The sequence below is a fragment of the Streptomyces sp. NPDC036984 genome (assembly GCF_055607665.1).
Map to the genome: position 1 here is coordinate 1 of NZ_JBVJRL010000041.1, position 17225 is coordinate 17225.

15 protein-coding genes are annotated in these 17225 nt (G+C 69.4%); 6 read left to right on the forward strand and 9 right to left on the reverse strand.

Translation table 11 applies throughout. The annotated features are described in order from the left end of the window. The first annotated feature begins 162 nt into the window (after nt 1-162). The 3 genes from ACZ7DL_RS37980 (at nt 163) to ACZ7DL_RS37990 (ending at nt 2966) form a co-directional block, all read left to right on the forward strand. Entirely contained in the window at nt 163-1440 is a 1278-nt protein-coding gene (locus ACZ7DL_RS37980; RefSeq protein WP_470781503.1) for a lysine N(6)-hydroxylase/L-ornithine N(5)-oxygenase family protein, read from the forward strand. After that, a complete protein-coding gene (locus tag ACZ7DL_RS37985) occupies nt 1437-1652 on the forward strand; it encodes an MbtH family protein (protein ID WP_470781505.1) in 216 nt (71 codons plus the stop codon). Before ACZ7DL_RS37980 ends, ACZ7DL_RS37985 begins: the two co-directional genes overlap by 4 nt. A 117-nt stretch (nt 1653-1769) precedes the next feature. Next, nucleotides 1770-2966: a cytochrome P450 gene (locus tag ACZ7DL_RS37990; RefSeq protein WP_470781506.1), complete on the forward strand. Its 1197-nt coding sequence runs from the start codon at nt 1770-1772 to the stop codon at nt 2964-2966. A 72-nt stretch (nt 2967-3038) separates the two neighbouring features. On the opposite strand, the gene ACZ7DL_RS37995 is transcribed toward ACZ7DL_RS37990, so the two are convergent. Genes ACZ7DL_RS37995 through ACZ7DL_RS38015 form a run of 5 tightly spaced genes read right to left on the reverse strand, consistent with a single transcriptional unit; the run spans nt 3039 to nt 9855 of the window. Next, nucleotides 3039-5957, reverse strand: coding sequence for an amino acid adenylation domain-containing protein (locus tag ACZ7DL_RS37995; protein WP_470781508.1), 2919 nt, complete (start codon nt 5955-5957; stop codon nt 3039-3041). A gap of 35 nt (nt 5958-5992) precedes the next feature. Then, nucleotides 5993-6817: an SDR family oxidoreductase gene (locus ACZ7DL_RS38000; RefSeq protein ID WP_470781510.1), complete on the reverse strand. Its 825-nt coding sequence runs from the start codon at nt 6815-6817 to the stop codon at nt 5993-5995. Between the two features lie 28 nt (nt 6818-6845). Beyond that, the gene (locus ACZ7DL_RS38005; RefSeq protein WP_470781512.1) at nt 6846-7544 is read right to left on the reverse strand and encodes a thioesterase II family protein; all 699 of its coding nucleotides are present in this window, start codon (nt 7542-7544) and stop codon (nt 6846-6848) included. 59 nt (nt 7545-7603) lie between these two features. Next, nucleotides 7604-8626 carry a methyltransferase gene (locus tag ACZ7DL_RS38010; protein ID WP_470781514.1) on the reverse strand — a complete coding sequence of 341 codons (1023 nt, stop codon included), beginning with the start codon at nt 8624-8626 and terminating at the stop codon, nt 7604-7606. Further along, a complete protein-coding gene (locus ACZ7DL_RS38015) occupies nt 8623-9855 on the reverse strand; it encodes a cytochrome P450 (RefSeq protein ID WP_470781515.1) in 1233 nt (410 codons plus the stop codon). Before ACZ7DL_RS38015 ends, ACZ7DL_RS38010 begins: the two co-directional genes overlap by 4 nt. A gap of 388 nt (nt 9856-10243) precedes the next feature. Between ACZ7DL_RS38015 and ACZ7DL_RS38020 the strand changes: the two genes are divergently transcribed. The 3 genes from ACZ7DL_RS38020 (at nt 10244) to tsrT (ending at nt 14498) form a co-directional block, all read left to right on the forward strand. Beyond that, complete coding sequence (locus ACZ7DL_RS38020; RefSeq protein WP_470781517.1) at nt 10244-11437, forward strand: cytochrome P450; 1194 nt, start codon at nt 10244-10246, stop codon at nt 11435-11437. Nucleotides 11438-11465: 28 nt separating this feature from the next. After that, nucleotides 11466-12659: a cytochrome P450 gene (locus tag ACZ7DL_RS38025; protein ID WP_470781519.1), complete on the forward strand. Its 1194-nt coding sequence runs from the start codon at nt 11466-11468 to the stop codon at nt 12657-12659. Nucleotides 12660-12779: 120 nt separating this feature from the next. Beyond that, nucleotides 12780-14498 carry a tryptophan 2-C-methyltransferase gene (gene tsrT, locus ACZ7DL_RS38030; RefSeq protein WP_470781521.1) on the forward strand — a complete coding sequence of 573 codons (1719 nt, stop codon included), beginning with the start codon at nt 12780-12782 and terminating at the stop codon, nt 14496-14498. 76 nt (nt 14499-14574) lie between these two features. Here the strand turns inward: tsrT and ACZ7DL_RS38035 are convergent, their stop codons facing one another. From ACZ7DL_RS38035 to ACZ7DL_RS38050, 4 genes are read right to left on the reverse strand one after another with little or no spacing between them, the layout of a single operon-like run. Next, complete coding sequence (locus ACZ7DL_RS38035; RefSeq protein ID WP_470781523.1) at nt 14575-15423, reverse strand: ABC transporter permease; 849 nt, start codon at nt 15421-15423, stop codon at nt 14575-14577. Further along, the gene (locus ACZ7DL_RS38040; RefSeq protein WP_470781524.1) at nt 15423-16349 is read right to left on the reverse strand and encodes an ABC transporter ATP-binding protein; all 927 of its coding nucleotides are present in this window, start codon (nt 16347-16349) and stop codon (nt 15423-15425) included. Before ACZ7DL_RS38040 ends, ACZ7DL_RS38035 begins: the two co-directional genes overlap by 1 nt. Nucleotides 16350-16398: 49 nt before the next feature. Then, nucleotides 16399-16869 carry a Clp protease N-terminal domain-containing protein gene (locus ACZ7DL_RS38045; protein WP_470781525.1) on the reverse strand — a complete coding sequence of 157 codons (471 nt, stop codon included), beginning with the start codon at nt 16867-16869 and terminating at the stop codon, nt 16399-16401. 7 nt (nt 16870-16876) lie between these two features. Next, nucleotides 16877-17080: a helix-turn-helix domain-containing protein gene (locus tag ACZ7DL_RS38050; RefSeq protein WP_470781527.1), complete on the reverse strand. Its 204-nt coding sequence runs from the start codon at nt 17078-17080 to the stop codon at nt 16877-16879. Nucleotides 17081-17225 lie beyond the last annotated feature (145 nt).

Below are 17225 nucleotides of genomic sequence, written 5' to 3' on the forward strand. Positions count from 1 at the left end.
CTCGAAACCCACGACATCCACACCACCCACGAGGACATGTACCTCCCCGGCCCCGCCACCCACATCACCCGCATCATCACCCGCAAACTCCAGACCGACCAAGACGCCCGACACTGAGGGGGCAGCTCCGTGGATTCATATGAATCGGAACTCTATGACGTTGTGGGCATCGGGTTCGGACCTTCCAACCTGTCGCTCGCGATCGCTCTCGAGGAGAGCCCGATAGCGCTTACGGCGGCCTTTTTCGAGCAGCAGAGTTCTCTCGGCTGGCACCGCGACATGCTGGTTCCGAATGCGAAAATGCAGGTCTCCTTCTTGAAGGACCTGGTGACGTTCCGGAATCCGGCTTCGAGGTTCAGCTTCATCTCCTACCTGCATGAGAAGGGGCGGCTGGCGAGGTTCGTCAACAACCAGGACTTCTTTCCGACCCGGAGAGAGTTCCACGACTATCTCGAATGGGCGGAGTCGAAGCTGGAGCGCCGGGTCTCCTACAACTCGCGGGTGGCGAGCGTTCGTCTGCCACCGGCCGACGCCGGCGAGACCGTGGACCGGGTGCTGGTCGAGGTGGAGAACCCGGACCTGCCCGGCGGCTACCGGCTGGTGGAGACGCGCAACATCGTCATATCCACCGGTCTGGTGCCGAGGATGCCGGTGGGTGTCCAGGCGGGCGAGAGGGTGTGGCACAGTTCGAGGTTCCTCGGCCGGTTCCGCGGTCGTGACCGGGCCGACGTGAAGCGCGTCGCGGTGGTGGGCGCGGGGCAGAGCGCCGCCGAGATCGTACGCTTCCTGCACGACACCCTGCCGGACGCGGAGATCTTCGCGATCCTGCCGTCGTACGGCTATTCCATCGCCGACGACACCCCGTTCGCCAACCAGGTGTTCGACCCGGAGGCGATCGACGAGTTCTACGAGGGGTCGCAGCGCTCCAAGGACGCCATCTGGCATTACCACAAGAACACGAACTACTCGGTGGTGGACGACGAGGTGATCCGGGGCCTCTACCAGCGTGCGTACGACGACGAGGTGGCGGGCCGGGAGCGGCTGAGCTTCGTCAACATGTCCAGGGTGGTGGACGTGCACGAGTCCCCGCAGGACGTCCGGATCACGGTGCACAAGCTGGCCCGTGACGAGTACTGCGAACTGGACGTCGACCTGCTGGTGTGTGCCACCGGGTACGAACCGATGGATCCCGCCGAGGTCCTCGGTGCGCTCGGTGACCACTGCCTGGTGGACGCGGAAGGCCGGTATCGGATCGAGCGCGACTACCGGCTGGTCACGACTCCGGACGTGCGGTGCGGGATCTATCTGCAGGGCGGTACCGAACACACCCACGGGCTGTCCTCGTCGCTCCTGTCGAACCTCGCCACCCGGAGCGGTGAGATAGCCAGCTCGATCGAGGTGGGCGCAATCGCGGAAGAGAAGAAAGGAGTCCGTGCATGAGTACCAATCCGTTCGACGATGAGGACGGCCGCTTCTACGTCTTGGTGAACGAGGAGGAACAGCACTCGCTGTGGCCGTCCTTCGCGGCGGTTCCGGACGGCTGGCGGATCGTGTTCGGTGAGGAGAGCCGCCAAAACTGCCTGGAATACGTCGAGCAGAACTGGACCGATCTGCGTCCGAAGAGCCTCCGCGACGCCATGGCGGCGGACTGAACGCGACCGACCGGCTTTCCCGTCGCTCCCGACAGCAGGCGGGAGCGGCGGGAAGGAACCTCGGTTCCTCCACCGTCGGCTCCTCAGCGCACCGGACCTCTTCCAAGGAGACTGTTCATGACCACGCTCGCCGACAGGTGGGGCATTCACCCGGAGCACTTCTGGCTGCACGGACAGAAGCCGGAGCATCCGGTTCGATTCGACGAGAAAATGGGGGCCTGGAGTGTCTACGGCTATCCCGAGATACTCGAGGTGCTCAGTGACCCGGGGACGTTCTCCTCGGACACCGCGCGGCTGCTCCCGATGGGTGTGGACCAGTCGATGACGGACGGCGATCTCCTCCAGATGGATCCGCCGGACCACCGCAAGCTGCGCCATGTGGTCAGCAACGCCTTCACGGCGAAGACGGTGGCCGCGCTCGAACCCCGGATCACCGCGCTGACCCACGAACTGCTCGACGCCGTGCAGGGCCAGTCCGAGTTCGACCTGATGACCAGTCTGGCCTACCCGCTGCCGGTCACGGTGGTCTCGGAGCTCCTCGGCATCCCGGGCAGCGACCGCCGGCTGTTCGAGGAGTGGATGGCCGGGATGACGGACAGCGTCGGCGATGTGTCGCTGGTCGACACCACCGAGGACCAGGAGCGCGCGTTCGACGCGGCCATGGACCAGATGCGGCAGATGATGGACTACCTGCGCGCGCACACCGTCGAGACCCGGAAGCGACCGCGCGAGGACGTTCTGGGCAGGCTCGTCCAGGTTGAGGTCGACGGCGAGCGGTTGACCGACAACCAGATCGTGAACTTCGCCAAGATGCTGCTGGTCGCCGGCTATCTGACCACCACGATGCTGATCGGCAACACCGTGCTGTGCCTCGACGGCCACCCCGACCAGCACGCGCGGGTACGCAAGGACCGCTCCCTGGTGCCGCGGCTGCTGGACGAGTCCATGCGGTATCTGACCCCGGTGGCGGCGACCTACCGTGCCACCACGAAGGAGACTCTCCTGGCCGGCCAGCGCCTGCCCGCCGAGCAGATGATCCTGGTGTGGTTCGCGGCGGCCAACCGTGACGAACGCCAGTTCACCGATCCGGACGTGTTCAGCCTGGACCGCGACCCCAACCCGCACCTCGGCTTCGGCCGCGGCATCCACTACTGTCTCGGCGCACCGCTGGCGCGGCTGGAAGGCACCCTCGCACTGAACATCCTCTTCGACCGGATCGGCGAGCTGAGCGTGGACCCCGACACCCCGCCGAGCTTCGTGCCCACCTTCGACACGACCGGAGTCAGCAAACTCCCGGTGCGCGCCTCCTGGTAGCGCCGACGGCTTCGGGGCCACGGCCGTGCGCCGTGGCCCCGAGAGGACTGCCTGCTATACCTTGTGGCGCCGCTACACCTCGGCGCGGCGCCGCTCGACCAGGCGGACGAAGTCGGCTGCGGTCGAATGCATGTAGAACTCCTGTGCCGTCACCTCCGGCAGCCCCACCTCCCGTAGGGCGGTGAGCACTTGGATGACGAGGAGTGAGTTTCCGCCGAGGAGGAAGAAGTTGTCCTCGCGGTTCACCTCGGTGTTCAGACAGGAGCTCCAGATCGCCAGGATTTCCTTCGTGAGGCCGTCGGGGTCGTCGTCATCGGCGGGCTCCGTGGCCGCGGCGGGTGCGTCGGAGCCGGTCCGGCGGACGGTGACCGGCGCCGGCAGCCGGGCCGGATCCGGCTTGCCGTTGTGCGTCAGCGGGATGTCGGGGATCGGGGTGAGCGTGGCCGGCACCATGAAGGCGGGAAGGATGCGCCGTGCCTGGTCGAGGATCCGCTCGGGCGGAATGTCCTGCGCCAGGACGACGTAGGCGTCGATGCGGTTGCTCGCCGGATCGTCCGGCGTCGCCCGGCCGACCACGACGACGGCCGCCTCGACCGCCGGATCGGCCAGGAGTACGGAGCGGATCTCGTCCAGTTCTATGCGGTGGCCGCGCACCTTGACCTGGCTGTCGATGCGCCCCAGGTGATCGAGGCGGCCGTCCGGGCGCAGTCTGCCCCGGTCACCGCTGCGATAGCGGCGCTCGCCGGTGACGGGGTCCAGGACGAACTTCTCGGCCGTCAGCTCGGGACGATCGAGGTAGCCGTCCGCCAGGCCCGCGCCGGCTACGTGGATCTCTCCCGGTGCGCCGAACGGCAGCACCCGTCCGGCCGTGTCCCGTACGGAGACCGCCCAGCCGCGCAGCGCGCACCCCACGGACCGGGAACCGGTGACGACGTCGGCGGGGGTGACGTCCTGGGCGGTGACATGGACGGTGGTCTCGGTGATGCCGAACATGTTCACCACCCGGCAGTCGGCGGGGGAGTACCGGGCGAACCAGAGGGCCGGCACCCGCGGGTCGAGTGGCTCGCCGCCCAGCACCACCAGCCGTACCCGCAGCCCGCCGTGCCGCTCCGTGCCCGGTACCAGCTCGGCGCGTACGAGCTGGGCGAACGCCGAGGGTGTCTGGTTGAGGACGGTGACCCGCTGCTCGGCCAGCAGCCTGCGGAAGGCGGCCGGGTCCCGGGCCGTCCAGTACGAGACGACGACCAGCTTGCCTCCGCCCAGCAGGCAGGCCCAGATCTCCCACACCGAGAAGTCGAAGGCGACGGAGTGGAACAGCGTCCAGACGTCGTCCTGGGTCAGGCCGAGGTCCGCGGTGGTGGCGGTCAGCAGGGCGTCGACGTTGCGGTGGGGCACCAGCACGCCCTTGGGCCGCCCGGTCGATCCGGAGGTGTAGATGACGTAGGCGGTGTCGTCCGCGCCGCAGGGCTGCGCTTGGGCAGGGGAAGCGGCGGAGCCGGCGGCATGCAGCTCCTCGATGCCGACGACCCGGGTGCCGGGGCTCGCGGGGAAGCTGTCGGCGGTTCCGACGACCAGCCGTAGCCCGGCGTCCTCCACGATGTACCGGAGCCGGTCCGCGGGGTAGGTGAAGTCCATCGGGACGTAGGCGCATCCGGCCTTGAGGATGCCCAGCAGCGTGACCACGAGGGAGGCGTCCCGGTCGAGGCAGACCCCGATGCGGTCACCGCGGCCGTGGCCCAGGGCGCGCAGGCCGGCCGCGAGCGCGTCGGCCTCCTCGTCCAGCTGCCGGTAGGTGAGGCTGCGATGCTCGTCGGTCACGGCGACGGCCCGCGGGCGTCGGCGGGCGACCTCCGCGAACACCTCGTCGATCCTTCTGGCCGGCCCGGCCGAGGTCGTCCCGGCCCCGCCCAGCCGCAGGATCTCCGCCTCCTCCTCGGGGGACAGCAGGGTGAGCGCCGGCGCGGGCGTTCGGGGTTTCCCGGCACCCTGGGCGGCCAGGCGCTGGACGACGCCGCAGAACTGGCGGGCGACTTCCTCGTGGACCAGGCCCCGGTCGAACCAGCAGTCGCCGGTGACCGAGCCGTCGGAATGCCGGACGAGATGGAGGGTGAGCGGGAACAGGGGGGCCAGCGCGGGCGTGTACGTGAACCCGTCCCGCGCGTCGGACCACACCAGACCGACGGCAGGGGCCGGGGAGCCGTCGGCGGCCGGCGGCGTCGTCTCGTACCGGCTCTCCAGGCTCCGGACCTGGTCGATGTCGGGGAAGCGCAGCCGCGACGGCTCGGTGTGGCCGGCCGCGGTGTCGAGCTGCCCGATCTCGACTTCCCCGGTGCCGGTGTAGGCGGCCAGGGCGAGCGCCAGAGCGCCCGGCAGGAACCGTTCGCCGTCGGCCGGGGACCCGCGGAGGGTGAGGGGGAACGTTCCGGCCGCACCGGTGCGGTCCGGATCGCCCAGTCCCCACCCGACGGCCGGCCAGGCCGGGTCGGTCGCGGTGGTCTCCGGGTCCGCGGGCCGTAGCGCGATCGGCGGCGCCGTCCCGGTGAGCAGGAAGCGCGCCAGGTCTTCCAGAGCGGGGCGCGGGATGTGTTCGCGCCGGCCGACCAGCACCAGGTCGGCGCTGCCGCAGTGGTAGCCGAGCAGCACGGCCCGCAGCGGGCCGCGGCCCGCCGGTACCGGCCGGAGCGCCTCGCGCCAGGCCCGCCGCGTCGCGGCGGGGGAGTCCGCCGTGTCGGCGACCGCCGTCTCCCAGAGGGCGGGGTGGGCCGCGGAGGGCCACGGTCGAACGGCCTCGCTCAGGCGGTGGCGCAGCCGGCCGGCGTCGACGGGACCCGGCAGGCGGACCAGCAGGCTGTGGTTCGCGCGGCCCTGGTCCGGTGCCACGTCGTACGACGGCACCGCCGGACGGGTCCCTGCGGACGGCGTCGCTTCGTACGCCGCCGCCGTCGGACGTGCCGCTGCGGACGGCGTCGGCTTCTTCGCGGCTGTCGGCACGGTGGGCCTCCTACGGTGGTGGAAGAGGAGTGACCTCAGCGAGCGGTGAATCCCGCGTCGACCGTGAGCACCGTGCCGGTGACGTGCCGGGAGTCGTCGCCGGCGAGCCACAGCGCCGCGGCCGCGACATCGGCGGTCTCCACGAGTGTGTTCATGGGCTGGTCCCGCAGGAAGATCTGCTCGTGCTCGTCGACCGGCACGCGGAGCGAACGCGCGATCTCTCCGAGCATCCGCCCCTCGACCACGGGGTTGTCGCGGACGGACCCCGGGCACAGGGCGTTGACCCGGACACCGTGCGGGGCGTAGTCCAGCGCTGCGGCTTTGGTGAGCCCGATCAGTCCGTGCTTGGCGGTGACGTACCCGGCGAAGTTCCGGTACCCGACGAGGCCGGCCGTCGACGCGACGTTGATGACGCTGCCGCTTCGCCGCCGCACCATGTCCGGGGCCACGCTCTTGGTGAGCCGCCAGGCACCGGACAGGTCGACGTCGAGCATCAGTGACCAGTCGGTCTCGGTGATCTCGTCGAGGGGGACGCCCGAGGGCGCCGCGATGCCCGCGTTGTTCACCAGGACGTCGAGGACGGCGAACCGGTCCAGCGCGCGGTCGACCGCGGCCCGTACGCCGTCCTCGTCCCGTACGTCGACGGCGGCCACGAGTACGGCGCTGCCCTCCCGTTCGCACAGCGCCCCGGTGTGCCGCAGCTGGCCGGCGGTCGCCATCGGGTAGTGCACCCCGGGCAGGTCGCCGGCGATGTCCAGCAGCACCAGGTCGGCGCCTTCGCGGGCGAACCGGACGGCACACTCACGGCCGATCCCGCGCGCCGCACCGGTGATCAGGACGGTCTTTCCCTCGAGCAGCATGGACGGCCCCTCCCGCTCGCTGCCGCCGTCAACGCCCGGCGACGGCACGCAGGAGCACGTCCGGGTGGTCCGCCAGATACATGTGCCCGCCGGGCAGTTCGAGATAGCGGAACTCCTCCTTGGTGGCGTCGCGCCACTGCTGGGCGAGTTCGGCCGAGACCAAGGCGTCGTCCGCGCCGCGCAGCGAGGTGATCGGCACGGTGAGCGGGACCTGCGAGGAGGGCGTGTAGTTCTCGTGCATGGCCACATCCACCCGGAGCAGGGGCAGCAGCAGCTCCCGCAGTGCGGGGTTGCCGAGCGCCTCGTGCCGGTAGCCGGCGAACTCCTCGACCCGGCCGATGAACTCCTCGTCTCCGAGCCCGGTGGCGCGCTGCTGTCGCCCGCTCCACGGCGCCGGTGATCCGCTGACGTACAGGTGGGCGAGCCCGGGCCGGCCGAGGCGGCCCAGTTCGCGGGCTATCTCGTAGCCGAGGACCGCGCCGAGGCTGTGCCCGAAGAGGGCGAAGCCGTCGAGGTCTGCGGTGAGTTCGGCGATCTCGGGGGCCAGGACGCTCGCCGCCCGCAGCACGTCGGTGAAGGGCTCTTCGGCGAAGAGTTCCTCCCGCCCCGGCAGCTGCACGGGCAGGACCGTCACCCCGTACGTGTCCCCCCGGGACCAGGCGCGGTAGAACCCCGCTCCGCTCCCCGCGAAGGGCAGGCACACCAGCGGAAGGGCCTGCTGCGACATCGTGTCTTCTCCTTCTCTGTCCCGGGCCGGCCGGTTCGTCCGCCGGGTCGCCTCCGGGGCTACGCGGCCGGCACGGCCTCGATCAGCTGGTAGTCGGGCAGCCCCGCGGCCGCCGGCACGTCGACCATGGACGCCACGCGGAAGCCCGCCGTGCCGAGCAGCTCCCGGAACTCGTCCGCCGTGCGCTCCCGGCCACCGGTGTAGACCAGGTTGTTGAGGTCGGTCAGTCCGAAGGCCGCGGAGTGCTCCGCGGTCAGCACGGCCGGCATCACGGTCTCGATGAGCAGGACGCGGGCGCTCGGCGACAGTGCGGCGCGCAGGGTGTGCAGCACGGTGGTGGCGCGGGCGTCGTCCCAGTCGCGGACCAGGTTGTTGAGCAGGTAGGCGTCCGCGTCGGTGCGGACGGACGTCTCCGCGTCGGTGACGGTGATGTCGCAGCGGTCGGCCACCCCCGCGGCGGCCAGTGTGGCGGTCGCCCGTTCGACGCCGTCCGGCCGCTCGTGCAGCACGCCGCGCGGCTTCGGCGCGGCGGCCAGGATCATGGCGAGCAACGTGCCTTCGTCCCCGCCGAAGTCGGCGATGACCTCGAAGCGGGAGAAGTCGCAGACCTGGGTGACGGCCAGGAACTCCTGGCTGCTGCGGGCCTTGGCCGCGCGGTAGGCGACCGAGAGCTCGGGGTGGCGCTGCGTCGACTCGTAGGCGGTCAGCCCGGTCCGCGGGTCCCGCGCGGGCTCACCGGTGCACACGATGCGTGCCAAGTCGCCCCAGGCCGCCCACAGTTCGGGGGTGGCGGAGAGCAGGACGTCGTCGCGCTGCGAGTGCGGTGTCCCCGTACGCAGCAGGGTGCCCTGGTCGGTCAGGGCGAACCGGTCGGCGTCGAGCTGACGGACCAGGCCCAGGCCCACCAGGGCGCGCAGCAGCCTGCGGAGCGCGGACGTGTGCGTTTTGGTGTGTACGGCGATGTCCTGGCAGGCGCGGGGACCCTTGGCGAGGGCGTCGGCGATGCCCAACTCGGCCGCCGTTCGCACGATCTGGGCGGGGACATAACCGAACACCAGGTCGGCCGGTGTCTGTTCGGTCATGGGCGCACCTCGGCCGCGGGCTCGTCCCAGCCGACGGGCAGCCGGCGCACCCCGTACATGGTGGAGTCGGTGATCAGTGGAACCTCCTCGGACGGCACGGCCAGACGCAGCGTGGGGAAGCGGGCGAACAGCGCCGTGCAGCCGACGCGCACCTGTACCCGGACCAGGTTCTGTCCGAGGCACTGGTGGATGCCGTGCCCGAAAGCGAGTTGATCGGCCGCGGGGCGCCGCAGGTCCAGCTCGTCGGGGCGGCGGTAGCGGGCCGGGTCGCGGTTGGCGGCCTGGAGGGAGAGGGTGACCGTCTCGCCGGCCTTGATCACCTCACCGCCCAGTTCGACATCCGCCACGGCAGCACGCACGCTGGTGTGGGTGACGCTCAGATAGCGCAGCAGCTCTTCGGTGGCCTGCCCGGCGATGCCCGCATCGGCGCGCAGCAGGGCGAGTTGCTCGGGATGGTCGAGGAGGGCGAAGACGCTGAGCGCGAGCATGTGCGCGGTCGAGTCCATCCCGGCGGCGAGCAGGTAGGCGCCGATGCCGGCGAGTTCCTCCTGGGTGAGGTCGGTGTCGACCAGATCGCTGAGGAGGTCGTCCGTCGGCTCGGCACGCTTGGCGAGGACGAGCTCGTGGATGAACTGCTGCATGGCGGTGAACGCCGCGATCCGCTCGTCCAGACTGATGTCCAGACCGCCCATGGTCGCCGACAGGCGCTGGAAGTACGGCCGGTCGGTGCTCGGAGCGCCCAGGAGTTCGCAGATGGTCAGCGCGGATATGGGCTGTGCGTAGGCGGAGACAAGATCCGCGTCCGGGCCGTCGGCCGCCATCGCGTCCAGGCATTCCACGGCGGTCTGCTCGATGCGCGAGGTGAGCTGCCCCATCCGGCGGCCGGTGAACTTGCCGGCGAGGAGCCGCCGGTAGCGCGTGTGCTCGGGCGGGTCGACACCGGTGAGATCGCCGACGGGAGTGGACGGTGCCTCGTCGGGGACGGCGCCGCTGCCGAACGGGTCCCGCATCAGTTCGTACCGGGAGCTGAACCGGGAGTCCGCCAGCACGGCACGGACCAGGGCGTGTCCGGTGACGAGCCAGCCGATGTGGCCGTCGGGGTAGACCATGCGGCTGAGCGGTCGGCGGTCACGGAGTTCGGTGAGCGCTTCCGGCGGATCGAACGGCCGGCCTTCGGGGTGTGTGGTGAGCAGGAGTGGCGCCGCCTCGGGCAGAGCTGCGCTGGTCATGCCTGTGCCTTTCCCCGGGGTAATGGGAATCACCGCCGGCGCCAGGACCGTGGTCTGGTGGGAAATATGGGACAGCGGGGCAACGCTACGGTGCGTTTTATAGGCCGTCAATGATCGCGCGACCGGCCGGCATGATTTCGGCGGACTCTCTTACTGTCCTGTCGCCAGGACAACCAACCGGGCCGGGCTGATTAAGCCTTGACATGGGAAAGCGGCCGCTGGAACGCTCCCAGGGGCGGTGCAAATCTTGTTCTCTGCCCCGCTTTTGGCTGTGCACGCGCTCTTCTCTGCGCGAGGTCGGCCCCGGCGCCGACCGTCGAGGGTGGTCAACAGTTCAGCCTGCACAGTGTCCTTCAATTTTCGATCCCTTTGCGGAGGGTCATCTCACATGGCCATGAATCCTCAGCAGTGGAACACCTATCCGGGCCACTTCTGGCTGCGCGGAGAAAAGCCCGAGAAGTATGTCGAGTACGACGAGCGGCTGGAAATCTGGAACGTTTACGGCTATCCGGAGGCCGTAGAAATTCTGAGCCACCCCAAGGTCTTCTCCAACGACACGAAGGACCTGGACCCCGTGAAGTGGGACGACTGGGTCAACGCGGGTGACTTCGCTCAGATGGATCCGCCGGAGCACCGCAAGAAGCGCGGCCTGGTCGACTACGCCTTCACGCCGAAGCTGGTGGCCAATCTGCGCGAGCAGGTCGACGGGCTCATCGACGAACTGCTGGACGAGCTGGCGCAGAAGGAGAGCTTCGACCTGGTCGCGGAGTTCTCCAACCCGCTGCCGCTCAGCGTGATCTGCGAGCTGGTCGGGGTGCCCGCCGCTGACCGGCACCTGTTCCACACGTGGATGCGCAAGATGCTCGAAGGCACCGGCGACTACCCGGAGCCGGAGGCGGTACGGGAGCAGACGGACGAACTCCAGTACGCCCTCAGCCTGCTGGGCGAGATGCGGGACTACTGGACCGAACTGGCCGCCGAGCGCCTGAAGCGGCCGAGGGAGGACCTGATGAGCCGCCTCGTCCACGCGGAGGTGGAGGGCGAGCGGCTCACCGTCCCGGAGGTGTGCAACATCGCCAACCGTCTGCTCGTCGCCGGGCACAGCTCGACCGACATGCTCATCAGCAACACCGTCCTGTGCCTCGACTCGTTCCCCGACCAGCTGGAACTGGTCCGCAACGACCGCTCCCTGCTGCCGCGGCTCGTCGAGGAGTCGCTGCGTTATCTGAGTCCCATCTCGGGCGTGGGCCGGGGCACCAAGGTGGACGCCGAGGTCGGCGGGGTGCTCATCCCGAAGGACCAGATGATCATGGTCTGGGCGGCGTCGGCCAACCGTGACGAGCGACAGTTCGAGAACCCCCATGTCTTCGACGTCATGCGCGAGCCGAACGGACATCTCGCCTTCAGTCGTGGCGTCCACTTCTGTCTCGGACGCAGGCTGGGCCGGATGGAGGCGTGCGCGGCGGTCGACAAGCTCCTGGACCGCTTCCCCCGGCTGCGCACCGACCCGGACAACCCGCCCGAGTTCTTCCAGTTCGCGGACGCGACCGGCCTCGAGAAGCTGCCCGTCCTCACCAGTTGAGTCGCCGCCCCGACGAAGGAGAACCGTCATGACCACGGTTGTCGACCGGTGGAACATCCATCCGGACCATCGCTTCCTACGCGGCGAACGACCCGCGCAGGCGGTCGAGTTCGACGAGAAGCTGGGGGTGTGGAACGTTTACGGATATCCCGAGATCCTCCAGATCCTCGGGGACCACGGGACCTTCTCGTCCAACACCGCGCGGGTCATGCCCGTATCGGTGGAGGAGTCCCTCATCGAGGGCGACATGTCACAGATGGACCCGCCCAGGCACCGCAAGTTCCGGCAACTGGTGAGTCATGCCTTCACCCCGAAGCTGGTGGCCGCAATGGAGCCGCGGATCGCCTCGATCACCAGGGAACTGCTCGATCAGCTCGACGGGAAGTCCGCCATCGAGGTCGTCGCCGACCTCGCCTACCCGCTGCCGGTCATCGTGATCGCCGAACTGCTCGGCGTGCCGGCCGGCGACCGGGAACTGTTCAAGGGATGGGCGGACAAGATCATCGAAGGGTTCAGCGGATTCTCGTTCCTCGACGGCAGCGAGCAGGGCGAGCAGAGCATCCGCGAGGCCACCGAGCACATCCAGCCCCTGCTGGCCTACCTGGCCGAGCACCTCGCCGACCGGCGCGCACGGCCCCGCGAGGACCTGCTCACCCACCTGGCCCTGGCCGACGTCGACGGTGAGCGGCTGACCGACAACGAGATCGTCAACGTGGCCAACATCCTTCTGGTCACCGGGCACATCACGACCACCATGCTGCTGGGCAACACCGTGCTGTGCCTGGACGGCTATCCCGAGGAGGCGGACCGGGTACGCGCCGACAGGTCACTGGTGCCCGGAGCCATCGAAGAGGCCCTGCGCATGCTTCCGCCCTCGACGGCCCTGACCCGGGCCACGAACGTCGACACGGAGGTCGGCGGTCAGCGCATCCCGAAGGACCAGCTGCTGATGCTGTGGCTGGCCGCCGCCAACCGCGACCCGCGTCAGTTCCCCGATCCCGGCGCCTACCATCCGGACCGCGACCCCAATCCGCACCTCGGGTTCGGCCGGGGCATCCACTTCTGCATCGGCGCCGGGCTGACCCGCCTCGAGGGCCGTGTCGCGCTCAACGCGCTGCTCGACCGGTTCCCGGTCCTGCGCACCGAGCCGGACCATCCGCCCGTCTTCTTCCCCACCCCCGACATGATCGGCGTCAGGTCCCTCCGCCTGCGGACCGCATAGTCCTGCTGCCTGCGCGGCCGGGGCAGGTTCGGCTCGTCCTGGAGCGGATCGCCCAGGACCGGCAGGTGACTGTGCGCGGTGCTCCTTGACGACCACAACCTGCGTGAAAGGACCGCAACGTTGAGTGACAGGCTTGTGACGCTGGTCAACCCCAACCGCATCCATCCCGCCATCACCCCCTACGCCCTCGACATCCTGACCACCTCGCTCGAACAGGCGGGCTTCGATGTCGAGGTGGTTGACCTCACCTTCCGGCGTGACGACTGGGAACGCGCCCTGACCGAGTACTTCCGCGACCGCCGGCCCGTCCTGGTCGGGGTGACGATCCGGAACACCGACACCATCTATCCGCAGGAACAGAAGGTGTTCCTCGGAGAGCACAAGGAGATCATCGACGGCATACGCAGACTGACCTCGGCTCCCGTCATCGCGGGCGGTGTCGGGTTCTCCTCCATGCCGTTCGCGGCGGTCGACTACTTCGGCATCGACTACGGGGTCAAGGGCCCCGGCGAGGTGATCATCACCCGGCTCGCCGACGCTCTCGTCAACGGCACACCTGTCACCGACATCCCCGGCCTTCTCATCAACCGCGGGGGAGGCCAGGTCGAACGGGTGCCGGTCGAGGACAAGGCCGCCGAGCGCGGCGGTCTGCTCGGCATCGCCGGTCACGGCGAAAGCCGCGTCTGGCAGGTCAACCGCGACACCGCCTACCGGCGGCGCTCGGGGGACCGCCTCAAGGTCGACAACTTCGAGTACTACCGGCGCGGCGGCCTGGGCAACATCCTGACCAAGAACGGCTGCCCCTTCCGGTGCTCCCACTGCGTGGAGCCGGATGCCAAGGGCAACCGCTTCGCACTGCGCTCGGTGAGTTCGGTCGTCGACGAGATGGAGCTGCTCACCTCTCAGGGCGTGCACGATCTGCACAGCACGGACAGCGAGTTCAACCTGGCGATCGCCAACAGCAAGGCGCTCCTGCGGGAGATCGTGCGCCGCAAACGCGCCGACGCCGGCTCCCCGCTGCACAACCTGCGGCTGTGGATCTACTCGCAGCCGGCACCCTTCGACGACGAGCTGGCCGAGCTGCTCGCCGACGCGGGCTGCGCCGGGGTGAACGTGGCCCCCGACCACGTCAGGGAAGACCTGCTGGACGGCTGGAAGGTCACCCAGCACGGCACCCGCTACTACGGGTTCGAAGACCTCGAGAACGTCGTGGAACTCACCCGTAAGCACGGCATGCTGTGCATGATCGAGGTCCTGCTGGGGATGCCGGGCGAGACCATCGACACGCTGCGCGAGTGCGTCGACCGCACCATGGAACTCGATGCGACCGTCGTCGGTTTCACGCTCGGGCTGCGCATCTTCCCCTACTCACCGCTGGGCATGCACTGTGCCGAGCTGAGCGCCGGAACCCGGGTCGTGCCGGGCGTCCAGTCCAACACCGCCACCCGGCCGATCATCCTGCGCACCGCCGAGCAGTGCGACAACCCGGTCGCCTACGAACGGCAGTTCATGTTCGAGGAGTCCGGGGACTTCCGGCCGCTCTACTACTTCTCCCCGGACCTGCCGGAGGACCCCAGGACCCTCGGGGACCCCGCCGGCCGGTGGATGAACACCCTGAGCTTCATGTGGGACTACATTCCCGAGTCCGACTATCCGCGGGTCATGCTGCCCACCGCGCCGGGACTGACCCAGCACGACAACAACTATGCCGACAACCCCTTCCTGACCAACCTGGTGGCACTCGGCTACAAGGGCGCCTTCTGGTCGCGGTGGCGGGACCGCGAGAAGATCCTCAGGGAGGCCGCCGAGCACGGTCTGCCCGTTCCGGCGGACATCTGAGGACCGCGCAGGACACAGGTGCGTTCCGGACCGCGGCTGCGGTCCGGAACGCACCTGTGCGCGCGGTGCACAGGGTTCAGGCGACCCGCTGGAGCGCTCGCTCGCGCCGGTCCGCCACGCTCGACCCGGACTCGCCACGCGCCATCCGCCGGAGGACGACCGGCGCCACGGCCAGGCCGACGACGGCCCAGATCCCGAGGACCGCCACGGTCTCCAGATGGCGCCAGGAGTCGCCGATCTCCACCGTGACCGCGCTGTCCGGCAGCAGCGCCGAACGCATGCCCAGGCCGAGCCAGTAGATCGGGAACACCTGGGCGATTCCCTGGACCCAGCCCGGCATCGAGGTGATGGGGTAGAAGATCCCGGAGATCGCGATCAGGGCGAGCACCGGCAGCGTGACCAGTCCCTGGCTACGGCTGTTCGTGAACACCGAGCCCAGTACGGCGCCGGCCGGCAGGGTGGCGACCAGGCCGAGGAGCAGGATGCCGGCCAGGACCAGCCAGGAGTTCGCGTCGCCGATCGCGAGGCCGGTGACGATGAACATCCCGGGGATCAGGAAGACCGCGAGGTCGGCGATCAGACCGCCGGAGACGGAGAGGATCTTGCCGATGAGATAGCCCACCATGCCGTTGGGGGTCGCCTTGGCCCGCAGGAGGGTGCCGTCCTCCCGGTCGGCGGTGAGCTGCTGGCTCATGGTGACCAGCGCCATCGACGCGTTCATGCCGAGGATGCTCGGCAGGACGAGGGTGCCCAGCAGGAACCCGCTGTCCCCGAAGTGCACATGGCGCATGAAGAAGGTGACCACGAGCATGAGGACGGGCCAGAAGAAGTGGCCCCACAGGTCGCCGCCGTTCGTGAACGACTGCCGTAACTCGATGACACCGCGGGACCATCCCGCGCGCAGCGCCGTCGTCGTCGGATTCATCAGGCCACCTCCTCCAGTTCGCCGCCCGTCTCCTCCTGCGGCCGGCCCGATTCGGCGCGGTGCACGAGAGCGAGATACGTGTCCTCCAGAGAGGCCTTGTGGACCTCCAGATCGGTGATCTCCTCCCCGTGCCGGCGGAAGAGGTCGAAGACGAACTTGGTCGACTCGGTGGTCGACCGGACGAAGTGGCGTCCGTCGTGGCTCCACCGCACCTCGTCCTCGCCCACGATCTGCTGGGCGAGCTGTTCGGAGGTGCCGTCTGCGATGATCCGGCCCCGGTCCAGGATCATGATCCGGTCGGCCAGCTTGTCGGCCTCGTACAGGTCGTGGGTGGTCAGGAGGATCGTCGTCTCGCCCTCCTGGGAGACCCGCTCCACGAGGTTGTGGAACTCCCGCCGGGCGATCGGGTCGAGGCCGGCGGTGGGCTCGTCGAGGAAGAGCAGTTCCGGACGGCCGACCAGGCCGATCGCCACGTCCAGCCGGCGCCGCTGGCCACCGGAGAGGGTGCGGATCTTCATGTCCGCCTGCGCGGTCAGACCCACGGCCGCGATCAGTTCGTCGGTGTCCCAGGGGCGTAGGACCGTCGCGGTGGCGTAGGGGGCGTAGTACGAGCCCAGATGGTTCAGCAGTTCACGCACCCGCCACTTCGCGTGGTCCCGCCACGACTGGAGCACCACTCCCACCTTGGCGCGCCAGTTCTCGTCGGCGTGCGCCGGATCGGTGCCGAGGACGGCGACCCGGCCGGCGGAGCGCATCCGGAAGCCTTCCAGGATCTCGATGGTGCTCGTCTTGCCCGCGCCGTTCGGCCCGAGCAGGCAGAGGGTCTCTCCGCGCTTCACCGTGAAGTTCACATCGTGCAGGACGTCGGTGTGGCCGTAGCGCATCCGCAGTCCCTCGACGTCGATCACGGCTTCGGCCGTGGTCATCATCGCTCCCTTCGGTCTTCGGGCACCGCCGGCTCGAGCCGGCGGTGCGTCATGCGGCGGTCCGGCGGAGGGTGTCGCGGACAGCCGCGCGGTCGATGCCCAGCTGGGTCATCAACTCGGCCGCAGGGTCCGGCGGTTCGCAGCCGAGCAGCGCCAGCAGCAGGTCCTCCGGCGTGACGCGCCGGCTGCCGCGCTGTCGTACCTCGACGAGGGCGCGCGGGAAGACGGCACGTGCGCCCGAGCTGAGCGGGGTGCGCTTGCGGGAGGGCGGCACGGGGGAGCGCTCCACCCCCTGGACGTCGATGCCGATCGCCGCCAGCGCGGTCTGGTCGAGTGCGGCCAGGGCCTCCCGTGCGGTCGCCAGATCGACCCCGAGCGACCGTACCGCCGGCGAGGAGGCATGGTGCAGCACTCCCAGCAGGAGGTGTTCCGTGCCGATACGGCGGTCGCCCCGCAGTTGGGCTTCCTCCACCGCGGCGGAGACAACCGCCTTGGCGTCCGGTCCAAACTGTTCGAACACTGTCGTCTCACTTCCCGTATTTGGCGTGTACGGACTGGCGTGACACGCCCAGCGCGTCACCGATTTGCTCCCAGGACCATCCCTGCGACCGGGCCCGGGCCACGGCCCCCGCCTCGACCTGCTCGGCGAGCCGGCGCAGGGCGCCGACTGCCCGCAGTGCGACCTCGGGGTCGGATGCTCTCAGCTGCTCTGACAGATCTTTGGCTTCCACGTTTGTCAGGCTAGGCTGACACGGTGGCGAGTGTCAAGCTGGACTGACAGTGGGTCGCGGGAGCCGCCCGCGCACCGGTTTCACGGCCGGGTGGACGCGTTCTCACCGTTCCATTCGATGTCCCGGTGACGGGACAAAGCCCGGT

Coding starts and splice junctions, on each gene's coding strand:
- ACZ7DL_RS37985 (WP_470781505.1), top strand. CDS start 1,437: ATGAGTACCAATCCGTTCGACGATGAGGACGGCCGCTTCTACGTCTTG.
- ACZ7DL_RS38035 (WP_470781523.1), bottom strand. CDS start 15,423: ATGAATCCGACGACGACGGCGCTGCGCGCGGGATGGTCCCGCGGTGTC.
- ACZ7DL_RS38040 (WP_470781524.1), bottom strand. CDS start 16,349: ATGACCACGGCCGAAGCCGTGATCGACGTCGAGGGACTGCGGATGCGC.
- ACZ7DL_RS38025 (WP_470781519.1), top strand. CDS start 11,466: ATGACCACGGTTGTCGACCGGTGGAACATCCATCCGGACCATCGCTTC.
- ACZ7DL_RS38000 (WP_470781510.1), bottom strand. CDS start 6,817: ATGCTGCTCGAGGGAAAGACCGTCCTGATCACCGGTGCGGCGCGCGGG.
- ACZ7DL_RS38015 (WP_470781515.1), bottom strand. CDS start 9,855: ATGACCAGCGCAGCTCTGCCCGAGGCGGCGCCACTCCTGCTCACCACA.
- ACZ7DL_RS38010 (WP_470781514.1), bottom strand. CDS start 8,626: ATGACCGAACAGACACCGGCCGACCTGGTGTTCGGTTATGTCCCCGCC.
- ACZ7DL_RS37990 (WP_470781506.1), top strand. CDS start 1,770: ATGACCACGCTCGCCGACAGGTGGGGCATTCACCCGGAGCACTTCTGG.
- ACZ7DL_RS38020 (WP_470781517.1), top strand. CDS start 10,244: ATGGCCATGAATCCTCAGCAGTGGAACACCTATCCGGGCCACTTCTGG.
- ACZ7DL_RS38005 (WP_470781512.1), bottom strand. CDS start 7,544: ATGTCGCAGCAGGCCCTTCCGCTGGTGTGCCTGCCCTTCGCGGGGAGC.